At 70.7% G+C, this 22,314-nt stretch carries 21 protein-coding genes; 9 read left to right on the plus strand and 12 right to left on the minus strand.

The genetic code is table 11. The features are described from left to right. Positions 1-11: 11 nt before the first annotated feature. Positions 12-551: a formaldehyde-activating enzyme gene (gene fae, locus NVS83_RS01780; RefSeq protein WP_258737783.1), complete on the plus strand. Its 540-nt coding sequence runs from the start codon at positions 12-14 to the stop codon at positions 549-551. A 6-nt stretch (positions 552-557) separates the two neighbouring features. Here fae and NVS83_RS01785 read toward each other — a convergent pair whose 3' ends face one another. Both NVS83_RS01785 and pepN read right to left on the minus strand, forming a co-directional pair. Further along, positions 558-2,021 (minus strand): GGDEF domain-containing protein, encoded by a 1,464-nt coding sequence (locus NVS83_RS01785; protein ID WP_258737784.1) that lies wholly within the window; start codon positions 2,019-2,021, stop codon positions 558-560. A 97-nt stretch (positions 2,022-2,118) separates the two neighbouring features. Continuing rightward, positions 2,119-4,788: an aminopeptidase N gene (gene pepN, locus NVS83_RS01790; protein WP_258737785.1), complete on the minus strand. Its 2,670-nt coding sequence runs from the start codon at positions 4,786-4,788 to the stop codon at positions 2,119-2,121. A 254-nt stretch (positions 4,789-5,042) separates the two neighbouring features. Between pepN and NVS83_RS01795 the strand changes: the two genes are divergently transcribed. After that, a complete protein-coding gene (locus NVS83_RS01795) occupies positions 5,043-6,296 on the plus strand; it encodes an acyltransferase family protein (RefSeq protein ID WP_258737786.1) in 1,254 nt (417 codons plus the stop codon). A 25-nt stretch (positions 6,297-6,321) separates the two neighbouring features. On the opposite strand, the gene folB is transcribed toward NVS83_RS01795, so the two are convergent. The 3 genes from folB to NVS83_RS01810 are packed head-to-tail and all read right to left on the minus strand — an operon-like array spanning position 6,322 to position 8,702. Next, entirely contained in the window at positions 6,322-6,684 is a 363-nt protein-coding gene (folB, locus tag NVS83_RS01800; RefSeq protein ID WP_258731096.1) for a dihydroneopterin aldolase, read from the minus strand. A 15-nt stretch (positions 6,685-6,699) separates the two neighbouring features. Next, entirely contained in the window at positions 6,700-7,740 is a 1,041-nt protein-coding gene (locus tag NVS83_RS01805) for a hydantoinase/oxoprolinase family protein (RefSeq protein WP_258737787.1), read from the minus strand. Beyond that, entirely contained in the window at positions 7,737-8,702 is a 966-nt protein-coding gene (locus tag NVS83_RS01810; RefSeq protein ID WP_258737788.1) for an ATP-grasp domain-containing protein, read from the minus strand. Before NVS83_RS01810 ends, NVS83_RS01805 begins: the two co-directional genes overlap by 4 nt. Positions 8,703-8,728: 26 nt before the next feature. Between NVS83_RS01810 and NVS83_RS01815 the strand changes: the two genes are divergently transcribed. Continuing rightward, positions 8,729-9,427: a HisA/HisF-related TIM barrel protein gene (locus NVS83_RS01815; protein WP_258737789.1), complete on the plus strand. Its 699-nt coding sequence runs from the start codon at positions 8,729-8,731 to the stop codon at positions 9,425-9,427. Here NVS83_RS01815 and NVS83_RS01820 read toward each other — a convergent pair. The 6 genes from NVS83_RS01820 to NVS83_RS01845 form a co-directional block, all read right to left on the minus strand. Beyond that, a complete protein-coding gene (locus NVS83_RS01820; protein ID WP_258737790.1) occupies positions 9,417-10,283 on the minus strand; it encodes a triphosphoribosyl-dephospho-CoA synthase in 867 nt (288 codons plus the stop codon). The genes NVS83_RS01815 and NVS83_RS01820 overlap by 11 nt on opposite strands. Further along, positions 10,280-11,188, minus strand: coding sequence for an ATP-grasp domain-containing protein (locus NVS83_RS01825; RefSeq protein ID WP_258737791.1), 909 nt, complete (start codon positions 11,186-11,188; stop codon positions 10,280-10,282). The genes NVS83_RS01820 and NVS83_RS01825 overlap by 4 nt, the downstream gene beginning before the upstream one ends. Beyond that, the gene (gene mch, locus NVS83_RS01830; protein ID WP_258737792.1) at positions 11,185-12,153 is read right to left on the minus strand and encodes a methenyltetrahydromethanopterin cyclohydrolase; all 969 of its coding nucleotides are present in this window, start codon (positions 12,151-12,153) and stop codon (positions 11,185-11,187) included. The genes NVS83_RS01825 and mch overlap by 4 nt, the downstream gene beginning before the upstream one ends. Positions 12,154-12,158: 5 nt before the next feature. Next, a complete protein-coding gene (locus NVS83_RS01835) occupies positions 12,159-13,322 on the minus strand; it encodes an ATP-grasp domain-containing protein (protein WP_258737794.1) in 1,164 nt (387 codons plus the stop codon). Further along, positions 13,288-14,184, minus strand: a complete 897-nt coding sequence (locus NVS83_RS01840; protein WP_258737795.1) for an NAD(P)-dependent methylenetetrahydromethanopterin dehydrogenase — start codon at positions 14,182-14,184, stop codon at positions 13,288-13,290. Before NVS83_RS01840 ends, NVS83_RS01835 begins: the two co-directional genes overlap by 35 nt. Positions 14,185-14,268: 84 nt before the next feature. After that, positions 14,269-15,288, minus strand: a complete 1,020-nt coding sequence (locus NVS83_RS01845) for a beta-ribofuranosylaminobenzene 5'-phosphate synthase family protein (RefSeq protein WP_258737796.1) — start codon at positions 15,286-15,288, stop codon at positions 14,269-14,271. A gap of 166 nt (positions 15,289-15,454) precedes the next feature. On the opposite strand from NVS83_RS01845, the gene NVS83_RS01850 reads away from it, so the two are divergent. The 6 genes from NVS83_RS01850 to NVS83_RS01875 all read left to right on the plus strand — a co-directional run bounded on the left by NVS83_RS01850 (position 15,455) and on the right by NVS83_RS01875 (position 20,799). Beyond that, the gene (locus NVS83_RS01850) at positions 15,455-15,850 is read left to right on the plus strand and encodes a 4a-hydroxytetrahydrobiopterin dehydratase (RefSeq protein WP_258737797.1); all 396 of its coding nucleotides are present in this window, start codon (positions 15,455-15,457) and stop codon (positions 15,848-15,850) included. Between the two features lie 4 nt (positions 15,851-15,854). Beyond that, entirely contained in the window at positions 15,855-17,096 is a 1,242-nt protein-coding gene (locus NVS83_RS01855; protein WP_258737798.1) for a formylmethanofuran dehydrogenase, read from the plus strand. Next, positions 17,097-18,764, plus strand: a complete 1,668-nt coding sequence (locus NVS83_RS01860) for a formylmethanofuran dehydrogenase subunit A (RefSeq protein ID WP_258737799.1) — start codon at positions 17,097-17,099, stop codon at positions 18,762-18,764. It abuts the gene before it with no gap. Continuing rightward, the gene (gene fhcD / locus NVS83_RS01865; protein ID WP_258737800.1) at positions 18,761-19,690 is read left to right on the plus strand and encodes a formylmethanofuran--tetrahydromethanopterin N-formyltransferase; all 930 of its coding nucleotides are present in this window, start codon (positions 18,761-18,763) and stop codon (positions 19,688-19,690) included. Before NVS83_RS01860 ends, fhcD begins: the two co-directional genes overlap by 4 nt. Continuing rightward, entirely contained in the window at positions 19,687-20,487 is an 801-nt protein-coding gene (locus NVS83_RS01870) for a formylmethanofuran dehydrogenase subunit C (protein ID WP_258737801.1), read from the plus strand. The genes fhcD and NVS83_RS01870 overlap by 4 nt, the downstream gene beginning before the upstream one ends. A gap of 99 nt (positions 20,488-20,586) precedes the next feature. Next, the gene (locus tag NVS83_RS01875; RefSeq protein ID WP_258737802.1) at positions 20,587-20,799 is read left to right on the plus strand and encodes a DUF1059 domain-containing protein; all 213 of its coding nucleotides are present in this window, start codon (positions 20,587-20,589) and stop codon (positions 20,797-20,799) included. 57 nt (positions 20,800-20,856) lie between these two features. Here NVS83_RS01875 and mgtE read toward each other — a convergent pair whose 3' ends face one another. Beyond that, on the minus strand, positions 20,857-22,278 hold the full coding sequence (gene mgtE / locus NVS83_RS01880) for a magnesium transporter (RefSeq protein ID WP_258737803.1): 1,422 nt from the start codon (positions 22,276-22,278) through the stop codon (positions 20,857-20,859). Between the last annotated feature and the right edge of the window lie 36 nt (positions 22,279-22,314).

Raw genomic sequence — 22,314 nt, forward strand, 5'->3', positions numbered from 1 at the left:
AGGAGACGACCATGAGCGACATCTGGTTCCGCACCGGCGAAGCAACCGTGCTGGCCGCGGAAGGGCAGTTCACCGACGCGATGCCGGAGGTGCTGATCGGCTCCGTGCGCGGCCCGGCCGGGCACGCCTTCGCCTCCATGATGGGGCAGGTGCAGGGCCACACCCGCATGTTCGTGGTGCGCGACCTCAACCAGATGGTGCGCCCGGCCACCATGATGACCACCAAGGCGACGATCGAGTCGCTCGACTATGTCGAGCTGCTGGGCGGTGTGGTCCAGGGAGCGATCGGCGACGCCATCGTCGACGCGCTGATCGAGGGCATCCTGCCGAAGGACCAGGCCGACGAGATCTGCATGATCGTGATGGTGTGGCTCGATCCGCGCTGTGCGGAGGACGCGAACCTCGACAAGGCGGACCTCTACCGCACCAATTACGAGGCGATGAAGATCGCGCTGTCGCGCGCCATGAAGGGCGAGCCGACGGTCGACGAGCTGATCGCCAACCGCAAGACGATCAAGCACTACGCGCTCGAGGACGTCATCGACTACTGAGCCCGCTCAGCGCCGCGCATCCTTGTCGGCGTCGACCGGCCGCGCGGAGGCGGCGGTGCCGTTCTCGGTCACCGCCATGGTGCGCAGCGCGCCGCTCGCATCGATGTTCGAGGCCGCGATGCAGTTGCGCCCCGCCTGCTTGGCCGAATAGAGCGCCCGGTCGGCCGCCTCGATCAGCGTGGCGGGCGGCATCGGGCGCGGCGCGGGCTCGGACAGCTCGTAGACCGCGACGCCGATGCTGACCGTGACGATGCCGGGCGAACTGCCCGCATGCGCGATCCTGAGCGCGCGGACCGCTTCCAGCATGCGGCCGGCGAGCAGCGTTGCGTCGGCTTCGTTGGTGTCGGCGAGGATGGCAGCGAACTCCTCGCCGCCATAGCGGGTGATGACGTCGCCGGCCCGGCGCGCGCACCGGCGCAGCGTCTCGGCCACCCTGCGCAGGCACTCGTCGCCCTCGGGGTGGCCGTAGAGGTCGTTGTAGCTCTTGAAGTGATCGACATCGATCATCAGCAGCGCCAGGGCCGGGGTGTGGCGCCCGTTGCGGCGGATCTCGCGCGAGAGCACCTCGTCGAACTTGCGCCGGTTCGGCAGCTCGGTGAGCGAATCCATCTCCGACAGCGCGGTCAGGCGGCGATTGGCGGCGACCAGCTCGCGTTCGAGGTCCTCGCGCTGGCGTACGGTCGCGCCGAGCTCCTGCTCGATCCGCTTCTGGCGGCTGATGTCGACGCTGGTCGCCAAGAGGCGCAGCGGCTTGCCGTCGGGCGCGCGCTCCACGATGCGCCCGCGCCCCATGATCCAGATCCAGTTCCCGTTCCGGTGTTGCACCCGGTAGACCGCCTCGAACAGGTCGGTCCGCCCTTCCACGAGGTCGCGGAAGCGCCGCAGCACCTGCGGCCGGTCGTCCGGATGGACCACGCTCCACGCCACGTGCTCGCTGTCGCTGACCGCCTCGTCCTGGGCATAGCCGAGGCCGGACTTCCAGTGCGGCGAGCGCCGCACCCGGTTGGCCGGGATGTCGAGCTCCCAGATCCACTGGTTGGCGCTCTCCATGGCGAAGGCGATGCGCTGCTCCATCTCGATCAGCGTCTCGGCCATCCGCTTGCGCTCGGTGATGTCCACCAGCCCGATCGACAGCCCGGCAAGCTCGCCATTTGTGCGGAATGGCTCGGCGGAGGCGAGGAGCACACGCCCGCAGGCGCTGACGGGCAGCTCGTAATCGCTGAACGCCTCGCCGTCGCGCGCCTTCTCGAATGCGGTGGCAATGAAGGCATCGGCGCCGGGAAGCAGCAGGCCCAGATCCTCATCGAGGAGGCCGGCCAGCGGGCGGTTCATCGTCGCGGCGAAACGCTCATTGGCGGCGAGGCAGCGCCGCTCGTGGTCGACGAGGCACAAGGCGACGGGCGCGCTGAGATAGGTCGCCGCCAGTGTTGTCACATCCTGCGAAACCACCTGGAGCGATGTCTTTTCCATGTGCCGCTGGGCTATACGTTCAAAAGAACTCTATCCTCGAATTTGACGATCTGAAACGGCCTATTTGAGTGCAAGCAATTCATAGTACTTAACGCGCTCAACCGAGCGAACGGGCGACGATGTCGCTCACATCCGGCGAGAGCCCGGGGCCGTCGGCGATCCGCCTCAGCGCGCGCTCGGCGGAGCCGCGCCGCGTCGGCTCCAGCGAGCGCCAGCTCTTGAAGGCACCGAGCAGCCGTGCCGCCACCTGCGGGTTGCGCCTGTCGAGCTCCAGCACGGCATCGGCCACGAACAGGTGTCCGGCGCCGTCGGGGCGGTGGAACTGGGTCTGGTTCGCCGCCGCGAAATTGCCGATCAGCGCCCGCACCCGGTTCGGGTTGCCCATGGAGAAGGCCGGATGGCGGGTCAGCTCGCGCACCCGCTCCAGCGTCTCCGGCTCGGCGATCTGCGCCTGCAGCGCCAGCCATTTGTCGATCACCAGCGGGTCGTCGCGGAAGCGCTGGTAGAAGGCGTCGAGCGCCGCGTCGCGCTCGGCCGGCGCGTGATGGGCGAGCACCGACAGCGCGAAGAAGCGGTCGGTCATGTTGTCGGCGGTCTCGAAATGGGCGAGCGCCCGCGCGATGTCGGCCGCCTCCCCGGTGCTTGCCATCAGCTCGAGCGCGGCGTTGCGCAGCGCCCGCCGGCCGGCGGAGACCGCGTCGGGCGAATAGGCGCCGTCGGGGGCGTGGCGGCCATAGGCGCGCTCCAGCCCCGGGCGCAGCGCCTCGCCGAGCGCGCGCCGCAGCGAGCGCCGCGCGGCGTGGATCGCGTCGGGATCGACCTCGCTGCCGATCTCGCGGGCGATGTCGCCCTCCGAGGGCACCGAGAGAACCTGGGCGATGAAGGCGGGATCGAGCGTCTCGTCCTCGAGGCTCGCCCCGAGCGCCTCGATCAGCGCCTCCACCAGCGCCGTGCCGCCGCCGGACGGGGGGCCGGCGCTGGTCTTCTCGGGCGCCAGCCCGCTCGCGCTCACCAGATGGGCGAGGGCGAGCGTCTGGCCGGCCTCGAAGCGGTTGAACGGGTCGGTGTCGTGGCGGGCGAGGAACAGCAGGTCCTCGCTGGCGAGGTTGGTGGTCAGCTTCACCGGCGCGGAGAAGCCGCGGTTGATCGAGGGCACCGGCCGCGCCTCGACGTCGCGGAAAACGAAGCTCTGCTCCGGCCGGCTGACGACCAGCACCGAGCCGGCGGCGTTGGTGCCGTCATGGGGGACCAGCGGCAGGTCGCGCCCGTCGGCGCCGACGAGGCCGAGCGCGAGCGGGATCAGCATGGGCTGCTTGTCCGGCTGGCCGGGCGTCGGCACCTGCGTCTGGCGAACATCGAGCCGGTAGCTGCGCGCCGCCGCGTCCCAATGGCCGTTCACCTCGACCTGCGGCGTGCCCGACTGCGCGTACCACAGCGCGAATTGCGAGAGGTCGGCGCCGTTGGCGTCGGCGAAGCAGGTGAGGAACTCCTCCACCGTCGCGGCCTGCCCGTCATGGCGGTCGAAATAGAGGTCCATGCCGGCGCGGAAGCCTTCCTCGCTCAGCAGCGTCTTCAGCATCCGCACCACCTCGGCGCCCTTCTCGTAGACGGTGGCGGTGTAGAAGTTGTTGATCTCGCGATAGGTCGCCGGCCGCACCGGATGCGCCAGCGGGCCGGCATCCTCGGCGAACTGGTGGCTCTTCAGCAGCCGCACGTCGGCGATGCGCTTGACCGGGCGCGAGCGCTGGTCGGAGGAGAACTCCTGGTCGCGGAAGACCGTCAGCCCTTCCTTGAGGCAGAGCTGGAACCAGTCGCGGCAGGTGATGCGGTTGCCGGTCCAGTTGTGGAAATATTCGTGGGCGATGATCGCCTCGATATTGGCGTAGTCCGCGTCGGTCGCGGTCTCGGGGCTGGCGAGCACGTATTTGTCGTTGAAGACGTTGAGCCCCTTGTTCTCCATCGCCCCCATGTTGAAGTCGGCCACGGCGACGATGTTGAACACGTCGAGGTCGTATTCGCAGCCGAACACCTCCTCGTCCCAGCGCATGGAGCGCTTCAGCGCGTCCATGGCGTAGCCCGCGCGCCCCGCCTTGCCGGGCTCGACATAGATGCCGAGCTCGACCTCCTTGCCGGTGGCGGTGACGAAGGGCTCGGTGATGCGGTCGAGCTTCCCGCCCACCAGCGCGAACAGGTAGCAGGGCTTCGGCCAGGGATCGTGCCAGACGGCGAAGTGGCGGGTGGTGCCCTCGACATCGCCGCTGTCAACCTTGTTGCCGTTGCCGAGCAGCACCGGGGCCTCCTCGCACTCGGCTTCGATGCGGGTCGTGTAGACGGCGAGCACGTCCGGCCGGTCCGGGAAATAGGTGATGCGGCGGAAGCCCTCGGCCTCGCACTGGGTGCAGTAGGTGCCGCTGGAGCAGTAGAGGCCCATCAGCTTGGTGTTGGCCGACGGGTCGAGCACGGTCTCGATCGTCAGCACCAGCGGGTCCTGCGGCGGGGCGAGGATGGTGAGCGAGGAGGGGGTGGCGGCGTAGCCGGCGCCGGCCAGCGGCGCGCCGTCGAGCGCCACCGATTTCAGCTCCAACTCGTCGCCGTCGAGCACGATCGGCGCGCCGGGCCGGCCGAGCGGGTTCGGGCGCATGCCGAGCCGGACCACCACGCGGGTCGCCTGCGGATGCAGGCGCACGTCGAGGTCGACGGTGTCGACCAGCCAGTCCGGCGGGCGGTAGTCAGTCAGGCGGACGGGCTGGGGATCGGCATCGCGCATCGCATCACTCCTGCAGGCGGGCCGCCAACAAGTAGGGCCTCCGCCGGGCGACAGGAAGCCCCCTCCGGCACACGCGCCTACCGCGAGCGGTCTCGTCGGGCCACGTCGCCGCTGCGGCGGATAGCGAGAGTGCCCCGGAATTGCCCCAATGAATTTCGGAACCCGTCGGAAGCTCACCGGTTAGTCCGATGCCGTCCATGGGGTGTCGGGCGGTGAAGGGGGGCGGATAAAGTCGTTCCGCGAGGTGTTATGGTATGAAATCGTCGGCCGTTACCGACCGCTTTGACGCATTGGATGCTTGGCGCGGTCTCGCCGCAATCATGGTTTTAATTTACCATTTCATCTATATCGTCAAATTAGACTTTATTTATTCGCGTTTCGTGACCAACGCTTACCTTTTCGTCGATTTCTTCTTCGTCCTCTCCGGCTTCGTCGTCTGCCACGCCTATCGCGACCGCATGGGAAGCGCTCGCCAGGCGGGCGGCTTCCTGTTGCGCCGCATCGGCCGGCTGTGGCCGCTTCATCTCACGGTGCTGTTCGCGCTGATGCTGGGGGTCATGGCCGTCAATCTCGGCGGGCGCCTGCCCGACAGCCTGATGATCGAGGCCGGGACCGGCGGCTATTCCATGCAGGGCCTGCTGCTGAACGCGGCGCTGCTCAATTCCATGGGCTTCTACGGCGTCGCCTGGAACGGGCCGGCCTGGAGCATCGGGGCCGAGTTCTACACCTATGTGCTGTTCGCCGCCGTGCTGCTGGCGGCCGGCTCGCGCCGGCTGCTGCCGGTCGCGCTGGCGCTGTCGCTGGCGTCGACCGTCACGCTGCTGATCGTGGCGCCGGCCTACATGAACTCCACCGCCGATTACGGCTTCCTGCGCTGCATCGCCGGCTTCTTCGCCGGTGTCGGCGCCTATCACCTGCATGAGCGCATGCGCGGCCGCGCGCTTCCGGCGGCGACGGTGCTGGAGATTGCGGCCGTGCTGCTCGCCGGCCTCTTCATCGTCGCGGCCGGCATGGGGCCGGACAGCGCAAGCCCGCTCAGCGTGGCGGCGCCGGCGGTGTTCGCGCTCGCCATCCTCGTCTTCGCCCGCCAGGGCGGCTTGGCCTCGCGGCTGCTCACCACGCGTCCGTTCCGCGCGCTCGGCGCGTGGTCCTATTCGATCTACCTGATCCACATGCCGCTGCTGATCCTGCTCGGCTTCGGCCTGTGGCTCTATGGCGACGTCACCGGCGCGTCGCTGAAGGTGAAGACCGAGGTGCTGGGCGATCCCAAGCTGCTCTACGATCTCGGCCACCCGCTGGCGGCGACGGCGCTGCTGGTCGCCTTCGCGGCGGCGGTGATCGCGCTCGCCTCGCTCAGCTACCGCCTGATCGAGGTGCCCTGGCGCGACCGTTTCGCCCGCCTTGCGCGCAATCACGAAACGTCCGGCCGCACGCTCGCCCCGCTGCCGCCGCGCTCGGTGGCGCCGACCCCGGTGCCCGTGCGGGTGAGCCGCGACCTGCGGCGCTGACGGGGACGGGCGGGTTCCGCGCAGACTACCTCTTGCGCGTCACCTCGACGCCGGCATCGCGGAAGATGCCGGCGATCGGGGCGGCGGGCTTGTGCACCTCGACCCGCACCTTCTCGACGCTGGAATAGCGCGCCAGCACCGCCGCGGCGATGGCGTCGGCGAAGGCCTCGATCATCTGGAAGCGCCGTCCGGTCGAGACCTCGTGGATGACCGCGAACACCTTCTCGTAGCCGACCGTCAGCTCGTAATCGTCGGCCGCCGCCGCCGGCCGCGTGTCGAGCCACCAGTCGATATCGACGACGAAGCGCTGGCCGAGCCGCGCCTCCTCCTCATGGAGGCCGTGATGGGCGTGCAACTCGACGCCTCGAAGGAAGATGCGGTCGGACATGGGGTTTTCCGGGGCTCAGGCGGGCGTGAGGGCGGCGGCGAGGAGGCCGACGGCGACCGCCGGCGCGCAGTCGGCAGCGTCGCTGGAAAGCGCGGCATCGTCCGTCAGCACGTCGGCGAGATCGAGATAGGCCATGGCGCGCCGTTCCGCGAGCCGGGCGGCGAGAAAGCGCCCGACGCCCGCCCCGACGAGGAGGCCGGGCTCGCTCTCCATGCCGGAGGCGACGCAGTCGAGCGCGCGCGACAGGCGATGGAGCTGCGCCTCGGCGAGGTGTCGGGCGAGGGCGCGCGCCGCGCCGAGGTTCGAGGGCGTGAGGTCCTCTCCCACCATGCGCAACAGGCGACGCGCGCTGGCCTCGGCCGTCTTCGGCCCGCCATCGGCGCTGGGGTGGAGGTCCGCCGCTTCCGGCAGGTCGCCGGTCAGGCGGTGGATGTCGGCGCTGGTGGCGTAGAGCTCGGCCATCATCGGCACCCAGCGCCCGCCGAACGGCGCCTCCGTCGCGAGCGCCATCACCGGCGTGCGCACCGCACCGCTGTAGATCAGCTCATTGCTGGCGAGCCGCTCGGCGTCGCTGAAGCCGCGCGCTGCGACGCGCCCGGAGCCGAAGGGGATGAGGTCGGCGGTGGTCGAGCCGATGTCGAGCAGGATGCCCTCGGGCAGCAGATGGGCGAGCACCGCCGCGGTCGCGTACCAGTTGGCCGAAGCGATGGTCGCGGCATGGGCCGCCGCCTCCTCGGCCGGCACGAAGCCCTCCGGCCCGGCGAACAGGGCGAGCGGCGCCCCGGCCAGTTCCTCGATCAGGATCGCCGCCGTGCCGACCACGCCCGCATGCCGGTCGGGCCACAGGTCGGCGAGCTCGGCGGTCATGGTGGCGGCGGAGGGGATGCCGGGCGGAAACTCCGCCCGCAGCGTGCGCAGCGCCTCGTGCAGGTGCTCCGCCCCCTTCCACACCGGGCAGGCGGCGATCCGCACCGCCTTGAGACGGCCGTCGCGGCCGAAGGCGGCGAGCTTCACATGCGCGCCGCCGATGTCCCATGCCAGACGTGCGATGCTCATCGGGCGATCACCTCGACCGGCAGCGCTGGCGGCAGGTGCGGCAGGTCCGGCACCGCGCCGTCGCGGATCAGCTCGGCGACGAAGGCGAGCGGGTTGACGCCGAGCGCCTGCCGCAGCCCGGCATAGCTGGTGGTGAGGCGGGGATTGACCTCGACCACCACCGGCCCGTCGGGCGTCGCGATGTAGTCGAGGCCGACGATGCCGTGCAGGCCGGGCAGGGCGGCGCCCACCTTCGCGCCCAGCGCGCGCAGAGCGTCGTCGACCGGCTGCGCGCCGACCATCACGCCCCGGAAGCTGAGCCGGCCGTCGGCCCGGTCGATGTTCTGCCGGTTGGCGGCGAGCACATGGGTGCGCCCGGACTGGCACAAAAGGCTGAGGCTCGAGGGCACGCCCTCCACATAGGGCTGCACGATCGCCCGCGCCGGGTAGGGACCCTGCGGCCGGCCGGCGCACACCGTCACGTCGAGCGCGCCGGCGCCGTCGTCGGGCTTGACCACGAACGGGCCGCCGGCGTCGGCCGGCACTTCGTCGACACCCCAGGTCGGCACCGTCGCGACGCCGGCCGCGGCGAGGATCGCGGCCGTGCGCTTCTTGCTCGAACAGTTGCGCAGCGTCGAGGCATCGGAGGCGACGACACGCCGGTTGAGGGTACGCAGTTCGGCGACGAAACGCTCGAGTATGCCGTCGGTCTCCGGCGCGATCGGCCAGCAGCAATGCGCCTCGGCCGCCAGCCGGTTCCACGCCGCGCGCGCATCCTCGCCCGGGGCGAGCGGGGTCGAATGGCCGCGCGGGGGCGGGGGCAGGCGGGCGTCATGCGTCGTGACGACGCTGATGCCGGGAAGATCCTCCAGATCGCCGATAAGCGCATCGCGCATCAGCGTTCCTTCGGCTATCAGGCCGTCGGGAAGGTCCTCTCCGACGAAGCCGCCGGCGGTGACCGTTTCGCAGACGAAGACGAGCATCAGCACATCCTGCGGGGTTTGGAGCGGTGGAACTTATACCGGTGATCGACCTGATGGGAGGGGCCGTCGTACATGCGCGGCGCGGCGAGCGCTCCGCCTACCGGCCCATCGAGACGCCGCTCTCCGCCGGCTCGGCGCCGCTCGACGTGGCCGCCGGCCTGCTGGCGCTGGCGCCGTTCACGAGCCTCTACGTGGCCGATCTCGACGCCATCGCCGGCCGGCCGGGCCATGACGCGGCGCTGGCCGAGCTCGCGGCCCGCCATCCCGGCCTCGCGCTCTGGGTCGATGCGGGCGAGGCGGAAGCCCCGCGCGTCGAGCGGCGGGCGGCCGCCGGGCCGGGGCGCTCCGTGGTCGGCAGCGAGACCATGGCGGATCTCGCCTTGGGCCTCGCGGCGATCCGCGCGGGCGCGGCGGCGCTGTCGCTCGACTACGGGCCCGAGGGCCCGCGCGGGCCGGCGGAGATCCATGCCGAGGCCGGGCTCTGGCCGGAGGCGGTCATCGTCATGACGCTCGCCCGGGTCGGGGCGGGCGAGGGGCCGGACTTCGGCCGCCTCGCCGGCATCGTGGCGCGGGCCGGCGCGCGGCGGGTCTATGCCGCCGGCGGGGTCCGCCACGCCGACGATCTGGCGCGGCTCGCGGATCTCGGCATTGCCGGGGTTCTGCTTGCGAGCGCGCTTCACGACGGGCGGCTCCCGGCGGCGGCGATCGCGCGCTTCATGGCCTGAGGCTCCCGCCCGTCAGCAGGTCGGTGAACAGCGTCGCCACCGTGAGGTCGGCGCTGGTGCCGGGATTCAGCCCGCGCGCCTTCAGCGAGACGTCGAACGGCAGCAGCGCGGCGTGGCGCGTCGCGTCCGGGGCGCGGAAGTCGATCCGCGGCAGCAGCGCCGCCGCCTCCGCGCGGACCGCCTCGGCGATGTCGATCCCGGATTTGCGGGCGATGTGGCTGTCGGGGAAGGCGGCCATGAAGCCCAGATGCACCGCTTCCGTCCGCGCTTCGGCGGGCGCGTTGGCGAGCGCGCGCAGGCGCGGCAGGCCGAACTCGAAGATGTCGGCGAAACCGGTGACGAACTGGCGGGCGATGCTGTCGCGCGCCGCCGCCAGCCCCATCGCCTCCACCAGCCCGATCCGCACCGGGCCGGTCACGTCGTGCTCGGTGGCGCGCCCGAGGCCACCGGGATTGGCATGGGTGATGGCGCGGAAGGTAGCCGCCGCGTCCTCCATGTCGAGCCCGTCCAGCGCCGCGCGAAGCCGCGCGCGGAGCCCTTCGGCCGTCGGCGCGGGGCCGGCGGATTCGGCGGCGGAGGCAAGCGGCGCGCACAGCAGCACGATGCCGAGATTGGTGTTGAGCCCGGCGGCGGCGAGCGAGGCGTCGACCGCCTGCTCGATCCGCGCGCCGACCCGCGCGCCAACCGCCGCGATATGAGGGGCGGCGGCGTCGGCCGCCCGCTCGAAATGGGCGACCTCCATGCCATGGCCGGCGCCGTGGCGGTGGACGTTGCCCACCTTGAGCGCGTTGAGCTCCGCCCGGCAGGCGGCGCGGAAGGCGGCCGCGACGCCGGCGGCGATGTCCTGCGGGCTCATAGGGCCGGCACCGGCCCCAGTGCGCGCAGCAGGTGCCCCGCCAGGGCCGCGGCGATGTCGATGTCCGTGGTCTTCTGCAGGCCCTTCCAGGCCGGCATGGAGTTCACCTCGAGCACGGTGAAATTGCCCTGCGCGTCCTCGATCAGGTCGACGCCGGCATAGTCGGCGCCGACCGCCGCGGTGGCGCGGATGGCGAGCTCGGCCGCGCGCGGGTCGGCCGGGGCGGCGACGCCGACGGCGCCCTGGTGGATGTTGGTGACCCAGCGCGGCGAGCGGCGCAGCATCGAGGCGACGACGGTCTCGCCGATCACGAACACCCGCCAGTCCTCGAAGGCCTCATCCGAGGCGCGAGCCACGAAGTCCTGCAGGTAGTAGACCGAGCCTACCTTCTCGCGCTCGGGCAGCGGCGCGCGCGGCGCGATGCGCTTGATGCCGCGCCCCTGTGCCCCGAACAGCGGCTTCAGCACCATGTCGCCCGGCGCCTCGTCGACCAGCGCCTGCATCGCCTCGCGGCTCTCGCGCACGAAGGTGCGCGGCGTCGGCAGGCCGGCACGGGCGATGAGGAAGCTGGTCATGCTCTTGTCGACGCAGCGCTCCACCGCGCGCGCGTCGTTCATCACCTTCACGCCGAGCTCGCGCAGCGCATGCAGCAGGCCGAGCCGGGCGGTGATCTGCTCGGTTGTGCCGTTGGCGATCAGCCGCACGAAGGCGGCGGCCGGCAGCCGGTCGCCGAAGCCGGGCAGCATCAGCCCGTGCGGGGTCTCGCCGATGGCGAAGCCGCAATCGTTGAGCGAGAGCACGACCACGCCGAGGCCCTCGGCCTCGATCGCCGCCTTGAGCCGGCGCGTGTGCCAGTCGGCATCCTCGGTGAAGATGACGACCGTATCGCTGAGAGGCGCGCTCATGCGAAGGAGCGTTCCAGTATGTCCTCGTGGAAGGCGCCGAAGGTGAAGCTGTGCCCGGTCTCGAGCGCGGTCACCGTCACCCGCGCCGGGCTGAACAGCATCGGGTCCATGGCGTAGAAGTCGCCATTATAGGCGGTGAAGATTTCCGCGAAGGTCCGCCCGTGGTCGCGCGAGGACGAGCTCGGCAGCCCCTCGGCGAGCTCGCGCGCCTCGTTTTCCGGTCCCTCCACGAAGAGCTGCACATTGCCGCCATAGAGCGTGGCGTCGTTAGTGCGGCCCATGGCCGAGACGAAGTCCGGCGCCGGCGGGGGCAGCGGCGAGGAGCCGATGCCGTCCACCACCCGCTCCAGCGGGAAGTGCAGCGCGTGGGTCTTGTGCAGCGCCACTTCCAGCACGCGGGCGACGATCTGCACCGTGCCGGCGAGGCTGGAGGTGGGGGTGAGGATCAGCGTCAGCCGCTCCGGGTCGACGCCGCAATCCTGCGCGATCCGCGCCACCAGCGTGTCGGGCGGCAGGCGGTCGACCTCCAGCACCAGGCAAGCCTCGTCGGCGCGGTCGCGGTAGCCGAGCTCCTCGAACAGCGTCTCCTTGGCCCACAGCGCCCGGGCCGGACCGGAACCGAGGGCGAAGAAGTCGCCCTCCGCGAGGCTCCAGCCGGCATACTGGCTGCCGAGGCAGGCCAGCACCGGATCGGCGGTGGTGACGGTGATCATGTCGGCCCAGCGCGCGAAGCGCCCGCCCGAGGCGATGCCGACCGAGCCGAGTCCGCCGAGGCAGATCTCGGCGATCCGCCGTCCCGCTTCCATGCCGCCGCGCGCGTTGATTCCGGCGTCGACCAGCCGCGCCCCGCAGGGGCTGCGCGTCACGTCGAGCCGCAGCGGTCCCGCCTTGGCGACGAGGTCCTCGACAAGCGGGGCGGCGAGGTTGGAAACGCTCGGGCGCAGGTTGCGAATATGCTCGCCCATGAAAATCACTCCGCAGCCTTGCGGCTGGCCATGCTTAGGTCGTGCCACAGTTGATCCTGGCGCCGTGCCAGCACGTCGCGAACCTCGCTGACGTCCCGCCCGGCGGCGAAAAGGGTACAGATCGGCTCGCCGGCCTCGATCCGCGTGCCTTGCGGCGGACGGTCGGCGACCCAGTCGGGAAGCGGGTCGAGCCGCATCTCGAACGAGGAGGGGGCGTAGAAGATCGCCGCCCCGCGCACCGTGCCGGCCGCTTCCGGGGTCAGCAGCGCGAGTTCGGGAAGCTGGCCCTCGCACGCCTCGAAATGCAGCCGCAGCAGCGGCGGCAGCGGGGCGTGGTCGAACACGTCGAGCGAGGCGCCCGGGCGCGGATTGACCTCGATGAGGCTCCATCCCTCGTCCAGCAGCAACAGGTCGGCGCTGGCGAGCCCGGCGATGCCCGCCGCGCCGACCAGCCGGTCGAGCGCCGCGGCGATCGAGGCCTCGATCTCGGGGTCGAGGCGGATCGGCCCCGCGGCGCCCCCATAGCGATAGGGCGCGTCCTCGCAGGGTGCGCACCACTGCTCCGAGAAGGCGAGCAGGCGCGCCTGGCGCCGGTCGCCGAGGAACAGGGCGGAGACGGTGCGGCCCTCGAGCCGCTCCTGCAGGTACCAGCCCCGCCCGCGCGCCTCCTCGGCCGGCCGCACGTGCCAGCCGCCGGAGCCGCCGATGCGCTTCTCCAGCGTCGTCACGCCCCCGGGGGCGCGGTCGGCGAAGATGCGCGGATGAGGAACGCCGAGATTGTGCAGCAGCCGCTCCAGCATCATCGGCTCCTTGAGCCAGGCGAGGGTCGGCCGGCCGTTGCCGACCAGCCGGAACCGCCTCGCGAGCTCTTCCACCACCTCGGGCGCGTGCTCGAAGCCGGTGCCGAGCACGACCGGAACGTCCGGCCCGGCATGGATCGCGAGCTGCTCGAAAAGGTCGTCCGGATCGATGGCGAAGGCGCCGGTCCGCCGGAGCGGAATCGCGGCGACGGCGAATTCGCGCGTGTCGTCGTCGCCGAACAGGTCGAGGACGAGCGCGCGCAGCCCCGCGCGCCGTGCGGCGGCGGCGAGACCCCGGGCGGCAATGCCGACAATGACGACATCTGCCGTATCCTTAGGCGACGATGGATCGTGCGAGAATGAAGGCATCCTCGAATCCGAAAGAGAGGGCCGCGGTTGCAACTCGCATACGCTGCAACAGCTCGTGCTGCACGCGGTATTTGAGGTGGCCGATGGTCAGTGCGCCAATGCCGAGCGCACCGTTCGCAAGAACCTTGCCATCCGCGTGGGCATCGATGCCGGCAATGCCCGAGGGCGGAACCGCGTTCACATCCGCGGCCACGGCCAGCCGGCCCGCGCTCGCCAGCACGTCGGCCGAGAGGATCTCGACGCCCGCGCGCCCGCAGGCGAGCACGATCTCGGCCTCGGCGATGAGCGCGCGCTTCTCCTCGTCGGTGCGCCCCGAGGCGCTTTCGAGGTCGACGTCGAACCGCCGCTTGAAGTCGCGCGCCTTGGTGGCAACGGCCTCGATGTCGCGATGGCTGACCAGCGTCACCTCGGCGCCGGCCTGCGCGGCGATCACGCCGGCAATGCCGCCCACCACGCCCGTCGCGCCATAGACCTGCACCCTGGCGCCCTTGATACCTTCGGGGCGGGTCGGGCGCAGCTTGCGCTCCACCTCGGCGACCATGGCGGCGGCGGTGGTGAAGGAGCCGGCGGGATCGACGAAGACCGAGATCTCGAACGGCGGGAAAAGCACGCTCTTCGCCTTGTCGGCCATGTCGAGCGCGAGGCTGGCATCCTTGCCGCCGATGAACAGCCCGGTGCGCGGGGCGGCGTCCGGGTGGCGCGAGAACATCATGTCCTGAGTGAGGTCACCCACCTCGTCCAGCGTCACGCCGGAATAGGGCAGGATGGTCGCATAGCCGGCATCGACCGCCATGTTCACGTCGAAGGGCGAGACGTGGCGCAGCGGCGAGAGGATGTGGAGAATCGGGGCGTAGTCCGCCATGTCGTTTCATTCCCGAGTGGAATCGGGCCTTGCGGCCTCTGTTGAGGAGATGAAGAGCGACGCGGGCGTTCCGCCAATCCGCCGCTAGCACTGCTCGACGCAGGCAAGCCACTCGATCCGTGCGCCGGCATTGCCGCCGCGCACGCAGTCGAAAGCCAGAGCGGACCGATGCCCGAAACGGGCGCGCGCCTCGCTCATGATCCGTTCGCCGTCTTCCGGACTGCCGATAATGGCGAATCCGGTGGGGCCCCAGGAACTTTGGCCGAGTCCGCGCAGTCCGCGGTTCTCCAGCCAGTCCATCACCTCGGCGACCGAACTGCTTGTATAGCGGCCACCCTGGGCATCCGCATAGTGCTCGCCCAGAAGTCGCTGCATTTCGCCGACCGCGGCGCTGAAGTAATCCACATCCCCTTCGGCCAGCGCCGGCAGCGCCACCATCACCGTGAGCCGCGCCATATGGCCGGCCAGCGTGTCGGCGAAGGGCGGCAGGCTGTCCATCGCCGAGGATTCGGCCGTGCCGCTAAGCCCTTGATGGCTACTGTCATATACCAGCAGGATGCGCCAGTGCTCGGGGAAGGGCAGGCGCGAGAGGATCGGCGGCGGGGCGTTCGAGCCGGGCTTCTTGCCACCGTCGAGGATCACCCCGCCCTGGGTGAACGCGCCGATGCCGATCGATGAGCGCGCCCCGCGACCCAACGCCGCGCCGATCTCGCGCGGCGTGAGCGTCAGGCCGCGCAGCAGGCACAGCCCGGTCGCCGCGGCGAGGCCGAGCTGGGTGCCAGAGCCGAGGCCGGAATGGGGCGGCAGCGCGGCTTCCACCGTCACCTCGACGGCGGGATCGAGATCGAAATGGCGCGCCGCCTTCTCCACCGCCGCCAGCGCCCGGTCGGCATCGGGACCGGAGGCGGAAAGCCGCGCCGCGCGGCGCATGCGCAGCACGGTTGCCGGACGGTCGAGCGTGATGCCGAGGCTGCCGAAGCGGCGGCCCAGCGTGCCGGCGAGATCGATGAAACCCAGATGCAGGCGGCCCGGCGCGGCGATGCGCACCGCGCGGTCCTCCTCCTGCCTGTTCGCCGCTTTCAGATCGAGCGTCGTCTTGTTCACGGGCGTGTCCTCAGGCTTCATCGTAAGGCGCGGAAGGCGGCGAGGACAAGCACGGGCGAATCTCACCATGCGTGAACGGGGTTTGCCGCACCCCCCGTGACCGTGCTACCGAATCGGCCAGCGCAGCCCGCGACAGAATGGGCGCGCGGCCAGGAGGATGCCCGAAATGGCGGTGGATCCGAATACGATCGATCCCAAGAAAACCCTTGCCGACGAGGAGGTTGCCGCGCGCCTTGCCGCCGAGCTGCCGCAGTGGAAGCTGGTCGACGGCTGGATCCGGCGCACCTACCGCACCTCGAGCTGGAAGGGCACGCTGATGGTGATCAACACCGTCGGCCATCTCGCCGAAGCCGCCTGGCACCATCCCGACCTCACCGCCTCCTATGCCTGGGTCGAGGTGCGACTGATGTCGCACGACGCCAAGGGCATCACCGAGCGCGATCTGCAGCTTGCGAAGAAGATCGAGGACGTCGTCGGCTGGCAGCCCGGCATCGAGCCGGAAAGCGCGCTCGAAGGCACGCCCCGCAGCGATCTTCGCTTCGCCTACATCAAGTATGATTGAGACCATGGCCGAGGCTTCTCTCCGGACGATCGACGACGTGGTCTGCGGCTTCTGCGGACTGGGCTGCGACGACCTCACGGTCGAGGTCGAGGGCCGCGAGGTGCGCGCCAGCGGCGCGGTCTGCCCCGAGGCGGCACGGCTGCTGCGGCGCATGGACATGCCCGATCGCGGGCCGAGCGTCGCCGGGGCCCCCGTGAGTCTGGACGAGGCGACGCAGGCGGCGCGGCGCCTGCTCGGCGAGGCGCGCGCCCCGGTCTTCGCCGGGCTCGGCGTCGACATGGCGGGCGCGGGCGCGCTCGCCGACCTCGCCGTGCGGTTCGGCGGCGTGCTGGACCATTACGCCTCGGACGGCCTTTTCGCGAACTATGCCGCCGCCCAGCGCACCGGCTGGCTCTCCACCACGCTGGCCGAGGTGCGCAACCGCTGCGACCTGCTGCTGGTGCTCGGCGAGGACCCCGCGGCGACCTGGGGCCGGCTGTTCGAGCGCCTCTATCCTGAAGCGCCGCTGTTCGCCGGGGCGCCGCGCCGGGTGGTGTTCCTCGGCGGCGCGCCGGGCGAGAAGGCGCGCCGGCAGCTTGCCGGCGCCGAGGTCTCCCATCTCGCGGCTGACGACGTGGTGGCGGCGCTCGAGGCGCTCGGCGTGTTCGCCGCCGGCGGCCAGCCGCCCGGCACCAGCTTCGGCGGCGTGCCGGCGCAGGACATCAGCGCGCTGGCCGAGGCGCTGCGCGGGGCGCACTACGCGGTCGTCACCTGGAATGCGGGCGGCCTCGCTCAGGGCGACCTCGTCGCCGAGTTCGCCACAAAGCTGGTCGATTCCATCAATCTGGTGACCCGTGCCGGCGTGTTCCCGCTCGGCGGGCGCGACAACATCATCGGCGTGAACCAGCTGCTGCTGTGGCGGCTCGGCTACCCGCTGCGCACGGCGGTGCGCGGGCAGGCGAGCGCGCATGACGGGGCGCTCTACGCCACCGGGCAGGCGCTGGCCGATGCCGACCTTCTGGTGTGGACCTCGGCCTTCCGGCCCGAGCCCCCGCCCGCCTTTTCGGGCAAGGTGATCGCCCTTGCCCATCCCGATACTCAATTCGACAAGGAACCGGATGTCCTTATCCCGGTCGGCACCCCCGGCGTTGACCACGCCGGCACGGTGTTCCGGATGGATTCCATAGTGAGCATGCCGCTCGGCGCCCTGCGCGTCGCGACGCTTCCGAGCGTCGCCGAGGCTGCGCGAGGCCTGGCGGAGGGATGAATGAGACTGAGGCTGAAGGGCGGGCGCCTGCTCGACCCGGCCAATGGCGAGAACGGGGTCGCGACCGGAACGCGGCGCGACATTGAAATCCTCGACGGGCGCATCGTCGCCCCGACCGGCCTGCCGGCGAGCGCCGAGTACGACCTCGGCGGCGACGTCGTCATGGCCGGCGGCATCGACCTGCACAGCCACATCGCCGGCGGCAAGATGAACCTCGCCCGGCTCCTCATGCAGGAGGACCGGGCGGCCTATCCCGAAATGCCGGGGGATTTCTGCGGTTGCGGCGGCGGGCGGGCGGTGCCGACGGCGCATGCCACCGGCTGCCGCTACGCCCAGCTCGGCTACACCACGGTGTTCGAGCCGGCGATGCTGGGCGCGAACGCGCGCGGCGCCCATCTCGAGATGGCGGACATCCCCAATCTCGACACCGGGGCCTATCTGGTTCTGGGCAATGACGATTACTTCCTGCGCCTGCTCGCGGCCGGCGCCGGGCAGGAGCAGATCAACGCCTATGTCGGCTGGATGATCGAGGCGACGCAGGCCTTCGCGATCAAGATCGTCAATCCGGGCGGCATCAACGCGTTCAAGTTCAACGCCCGCAAGATGGACCTCGACGAGGCCAACCCGCATTACGGCTCGACGCCGCGCGACGTGCTGACCACGCTGATCCGCGCGGTGACCGAGCTCGGCCTGCCGCACCCGATCCACCTGCACGGCTGCAATCTCGGCGTGCCGGGCAATGACGAGACCACGCTCGCCACCATCCGCGCGGCGGAAGGACGGCGGCTGCACCTCACCCATCTACAGTTCCACTCCTACGGCACCGAGGGGGACCGCCGGTTCTCCTCCTCGGCGGCGCGGATCGCGGAACTGGTGAACGCCAATCCGAACATCTCGGTCGATGTCGGGCAGGTGATGTTCGGCCAAACCGTCACTGCCTCGGCCGACTACATGTCGCAGTACCGCAACCGCGGCATCGCCACGCCGAAGAAGTCGATCGGCATGGACATCGAGCTCGACGCCGCCTGCGGCGTGGTGCCGTTCGAGTATCGCGACAAGTCCTTCGTCAACGCGCTGCAATGGGCGATCGGGCTGGAGCTGTTCCTGTTGGTGGAGGATCCGTGGCGGATCTTCCTCACCACCGACCACCCCAATGGCGGGCCGTTCACCACCTATCCGCACCTCATCCGGCTGCTGATGGACCGCGACTTCCGCAACGCCCAGCTCGCGACGCTGCACAAGGCGGCGCAGAAGCACACGCTCATCGGCGAGATCACCCGTGAATATTCGCTGGAGGAGATCGCCATCCTCACCCGTGCCGCGCCCGCGCGCATCCTCGGGCTGAAGGACAAGGGCCATCTCGGCCCGGGTGCGGTGGCGGACATCGCGGTGCATCGCGAGGATTCCGACCGCGAGGCGATGTTCTCGACCTCGCGCTTCGTGTTCAAGAACGGCCGGCTGATCGTGAAGGACGGCGAGGTGGTGGAGCTGGCGCAGGGCACCACCCACGTCGCCCGGCCCGAATTCGACCGCTCCATCGAGACCGACATCGGGCGCTGGTTCGACGAGGCGGTGGGGCTGAAGGCGAAGCATTTCCGCATTGCCGACGGCGAGCTGAGGGCGGGCGCCGGGCCGACCATCCTCAAATGCGAGGGGGTGGCGCCATGATCATCAACGGCGTCGAGATCCGCGACACCTTCGCGGAAGCCTTCCCGATGGTCGGCACCCGCCTCATCGTCACCGCCGACACGCCCGAATGGGCGCTTACCGCCGGGCGCACCACCACCGGCTTCGCCACCTCGGTCATCGGCTGCGGCTGCGAGGCGGGGATCGAGCGCACGCTGGCGCCGGAGGAGACGCCGGACGGGCGGCCGGGCGTGGCGCTGCTGATCTTCGCGATGGACTTCAAGCAGCTCAAGACCGTGGTGCCGCTGCGCCTCGGCCAGTGCGTGCTCACCTGCCCGACCACGGCCTGCTATGCGGGCATCGAGGGCGGCAAGCGCGTGCCGCTGGCCAAGACCATCCGCTACTTCGCCGATGGGCACCAGATCTCCAAGAAGATCGGCGACAAGCGCTTCTGGCGCCTGCCGGTGATGGAGGGCGAGTTCGTCTGCGACGAGGACACCGGCTCGGTGGAAGGCGTGGGCGGCGGCAATTTCCTCATCCTCGCCCGCTCGCGCGGGCAGGCGCTGAAGGCCGCCGAGGCCGCCGTGGTCGAGATGGGCAAGGTCGAGGGCGTCATCCTGCCGTTCCCGGGCGGGGTGGTGCGCTCGGGCTCCAAGGTCGGCTCGAAATACAAGGGCCTGTTCGCCTCCACCAACGACGCCTATTGCCCGACGTTGCGCGGCACCGTGCCGAGCCAGCTTCCGGCCGAGGTCGGCTCGGTGATGGAGATCGTGATCGACGGCGTGAGCTTCGAGGCGGTGTCGGAGGCGACGCGGGTCGGCATCGCCGCGGTCTGCGCGCTGGGCAGCGAGGGCGGCGTGGTCGCCATCGACGCCGGCAATTACGGCGGCAATCTCGGCCCGTTCCATTTCAAGCTGCGCGAGATCATGGCCGCTGACGCGGAAAACGGCGCGGGAGGCGCGGCATGAGCGGGGTGTCACTGAAGCCGCGCGCGCCCTTCGAGGCGCGTGTCGACATGGCCGGCATCACGCCGGTCGTCACCTGTGCGCTGACCCTGCCGGAGCTTGAGCGCCTCGCCGTGCCCTTCGGTGCGCGCAGCGTGCCGCTCGCCGAGCTGTTCTTCATCGAGGGCGCGCCCGAGGGCGTGCTGCTGATCGAGATCGGCGACGCGCGGCTCGACGGCGTCGGCGCCGGCATGGACAAGGGCGAGCTGATCGTCGACGGCCCGGTCGGCGCCTGGGCCGGGCGCGGCATGTCGGGCGGGGTGCTGCGCATCGCGGGCGACGCCGGCGACTTCCTCGGCGCCGAGCTCTCCGGCGGCGAGATCAGCCTCGGTGGCAATGCGGGCGAGCGCGTCGGCACCGCCTCCTCGGGCGCGCGGCGCGGCATGTCGGGCGGCACGATCCGCATCGCCGGCTCGGTCGGCACCCGCGCGGCGGACCGCCAGCGCGGCGGGCTGATCGTGATCGACGGCGATGCCGGCGAGGGGCTGGCGACCGACATGATCGCCGGCACGGTGAGCGTCGCCGGCGCCATCGGCGCGCGCATGGGGCGCGGCATGCGGCGCGGCACCATCTTCGCCTCGGCGCTCCCCGATCTGCCGGCGGGCTTCGTGGACACCGGCGCGCACGAATTGGTGGCGGTGCGGCTGATCGCCCGCCGCGTGCCCGAACTCGCCGGCATGCTGGAGGGCTGGGAGAGCACGCGCCGCATCGTCGGCGACACGCTGATGGGCGGGCAGGGCGAGGTGCTGGTGCAGGCCTGAGCGGCCCGTTTTCGTGATTGGGGTCCCCGGGCCGGTCGGGTGTAAATTGTCCAGCCGGCGCCGGGCGTGCCGTTCGGCGCCGAACCACAGGAGGCGCCCATGGGCCGTATGTTCATCGACTGCCGTGAAGTGCCCAGCGACAGGAAGTGCTCCGTCGCCATCGCTGCCGACAATGAGCGCGAGCTGCTCGACGCCGTCGTCCAGCACGCGGTCGCGGTGCACGGCGCGAAGGACACGCCGGAATTTCGCGGCGAGCTGAAGAAGGCGATTCATCAGGGCACGCCGCCCATGCAGGTCCACCACGCCGCTTGACCGGCGGCGCGATGGCGCAACCTCGGCCGACGTCGGGCGACGCCGGCCGGGGCGCGCTCACAGCAGCGTGCCGTGCAGGATCACCAGCGCGACCGAGAAGTAGATCACCAGCCCGGTGACGTCGACGAAGGTGGCGACGAACGGCGCCGAGGCGCTCGCCGGGTCGAAGCCGAGCCGGCGCAGCACGAAGGGCAGCATCGAGCCGATCAGCGAGCCGAAGGTCACGATCGCCACCAGCGCCGCCCCGACGGTGGCCGCCACCAGCGTCCAGTGCTCGCCATAGTCGTGCAGGTCCAGCATCTGCCACACGGTGATGCGGATCATGCCGAGCACGGCGAGGATGGCGCCCAGCACGAGGCCGGAGGGCAGCTCGCGCAGCGCGACGCGCCACCAGTCCCCGAGCCGGATTTCGCCCAGCGCCAGCGCGCGGATGATGAGCGAGGTCGCCTGCGAGCCGGAATTGCCGCCCGAGCTCATGATCAGCGGGATGAACAGGGTAAGCACGATGGCGCGCTCCAGCTCCGCCTCGAAATGCTGCATCGCGTTGGCTGTGAGCATCTCGCCGAGGAACAGGATGGAGAGCCAGCCGGCCCGCTTCTTCAGCATGTCGAAGAAGCTGATCTCCATATAGGGCTCGTCCAGCGCCTCCATGCCGCCGAACTTCTGCGCGTCCTCGGTGCCTTCCTCGATGATCGCGTCGATCATGTCGTCGACGGTGACGATGCCGAGCACATGCTCGTCCTTGTCGACCACCGGCACGGCGAGCAGGTCGTATTTGGAGATCAGCCGCGCCACCTCCTCGCGGTCCATCAGCGGGTCGGCGGTGATCGGGTCGTGGCCGGGCGCCACCGAGAGGATCGGCTGGCCCGGCTCGCCGGTGATGAGCCGGCGCAGCGTCACCGCCTTGAGCAGCCTGTGGCTTTCCGGATCGAGCACGTAGATGGCGTAGATGGTCTCGCGCGTGCGCTCGATCTCGCGCAGATGGCGCAGCGTCTCGCCCACCGTCCAGGAGGCGGGCACGGTGACGAACTCGGTCGTCATCAGGCTGCCGGCGGTGTCCTCGGGCCAGGCGAGCAGCCGGTTGAGCTCGGCCTGGGTGGCGGGCGGCAGGCGCGCGAACAGGTGTGAGCGCGCCGGCTCCTCCATCCAGCGGAACAGGTCGGCGGCGCGGTCGGCCGACATCTCGGCGATCAGATGCACCGCCTCCTCGACCGGCAGCGCCTCGATCAGGTCGCCGGAGAGGTCGAAATCGGGCAGGTCGAGGATCTCGACCTGCTTGTCGCGCGGCAGGCTGGCGAGGACGGCGGAAGCGGTCTCCGGCTCCTCCTCGTCGAGCGCGGCGGCGATGTCGGCGGGGTGTTCCTGGGCGAGCTCGGCGGCGATGGAGGCCGCGCGGGCGCTCGCCAGTTCGTCGTCGCGGAAATCCTCGCGACGGGGATCCTCGTGACGGTCGCCGCCCGTGTTCCGGATGTCTTCCATTTCGGCTCTCTTTCCGACGTCCGGCCGTCGGGTGGC

The organism is Ancylobacter mangrovi (assembly GCF_024752335.1).
Taxonomy (GTDB): domain Bacteria; phylum Pseudomonadota; class Alphaproteobacteria; order Rhizobiales; family Xanthobacteraceae; genus Ancylobacter; species Ancylobacter mangrovi.

What these genes read in the sequence shown, in the direction of transcription:
- fae (WP_258737783.1), top strand. Translation starts at nt 12, where the DNA reads ATGAGCGACATCTGGTTCCGCACCGGCGAAGCAACCGTGCTGGCCGCG.
- NVS83_RS01785 (WP_258737784.1), bottom strand. Translation starts at nt 2,021, where the DNA reads ATGGAAAAGACATCGCTCCAGGTGGTTTCGCAGGATGTGACAACACTG.
- pepN (WP_258737785.1), bottom strand. Translation starts at nt 4,788, where the DNA reads ATGCGCGATGCCGATCCCCAGCCCGTCCGCCTGACTGACTACCGCCCG.
- NVS83_RS01795 (WP_258737786.1), top strand. Translation starts at nt 5,043, where the DNA reads ATGAAATCGTCGGCCGTTACCGACCGCTTTGACGCATTGGATGCTTGG.
- folB (WP_258731096.1), bottom strand. Translation starts at nt 6,684, where the DNA reads ATGTCCGACCGCATCTTCCTTCGAGGCGTCGAGTTGCACGCCCATCAC.
- NVS83_RS01805 (WP_258737787.1), bottom strand. Translation starts at nt 7,740, where the DNA reads ATGAGCATCGCACGTCTGGCATGGGACATCGGCGGCGCGCATGTGAAG.
- NVS83_RS01810 (WP_258737788.1), bottom strand. Translation starts at nt 8,702, where the DNA reads ATGCTCGTCTTCGTCTGCGAAACGGTCACCGCCGGCGGCTTCGTCGGA.
- NVS83_RS01820 (WP_258737790.1), bottom strand. Translation starts at nt 10,283, where the DNA reads ATGAGCCCGCAGGACATCGCCGCCGGCGTCGCGGCCGCCTTCCGCGCC.
- NVS83_RS01825 (WP_258737791.1), bottom strand. Translation starts at nt 11,188, where the DNA reads ATGAGCGCGCCTCTCAGCGATACGGTCGTCATCTTCACCGAGGATGCC.
- mch (WP_258737792.1), bottom strand. Translation starts at nt 12,153, where the DNA reads ATGGGCGAGCATATTCGCAACCTGCGCCCGAGCGTTTCCAACCTCGCC.
- NVS83_RS01835 (WP_258737794.1), bottom strand. Translation starts at nt 13,322, where the DNA reads ATGCCTTCATTCTCGCACGATCCATCGTCGCCTAAGGATACGGCAGAT.
- NVS83_RS01840 (WP_258737795.1), bottom strand. Translation starts at nt 14,184, where the DNA reads ATGGCGGACTACGCCCCGATTCTCCACATCCTCTCGCCGCTGCGCCAC.
- NVS83_RS01850 (WP_258737797.1), top strand. Translation starts at nt 15,455, where the DNA reads ATGGCGGTGGATCCGAATACGATCGATCCCAAGAAAACCCTTGCCGAC.
- NVS83_RS01855 (WP_258737798.1), top strand. Translation starts at nt 15,855, where the DNA reads ATGGCCGAGGCTTCTCTCCGGACGATCGACGACGTGGTCTGCGGCTTC.
- NVS83_RS01860 (WP_258737799.1), top strand. Translation starts at nt 17,097, where the DNA reads ATGAGACTGAGGCTGAAGGGCGGGCGCCTGCTCGACCCGGCCAATGGC.
- fhcD (WP_258737800.1), top strand. Translation starts at nt 18,761, where the DNA reads ATGATCATCAACGGCGTCGAGATCCGCGACACCTTCGCGGAAGCCTTC.
- NVS83_RS01870 (WP_258737801.1), top strand. Translation starts at nt 19,687, where the DNA reads ATGAGCGGGGTGTCACTGAAGCCGCGCGCGCCCTTCGAGGCGCGTGTC.
- NVS83_RS01875 (WP_258737802.1), top strand. Translation starts at nt 20,587, where the DNA reads ATGGGCCGTATGTTCATCGACTGCCGTGAAGTGCCCAGCGACAGGAAG.
- mgtE (WP_258737803.1), bottom strand. Translation starts at nt 22,278, where the DNA reads ATGGAAGACATCCGGAACACGGGCGGCGACCGTCACGAGGATCCCCGT.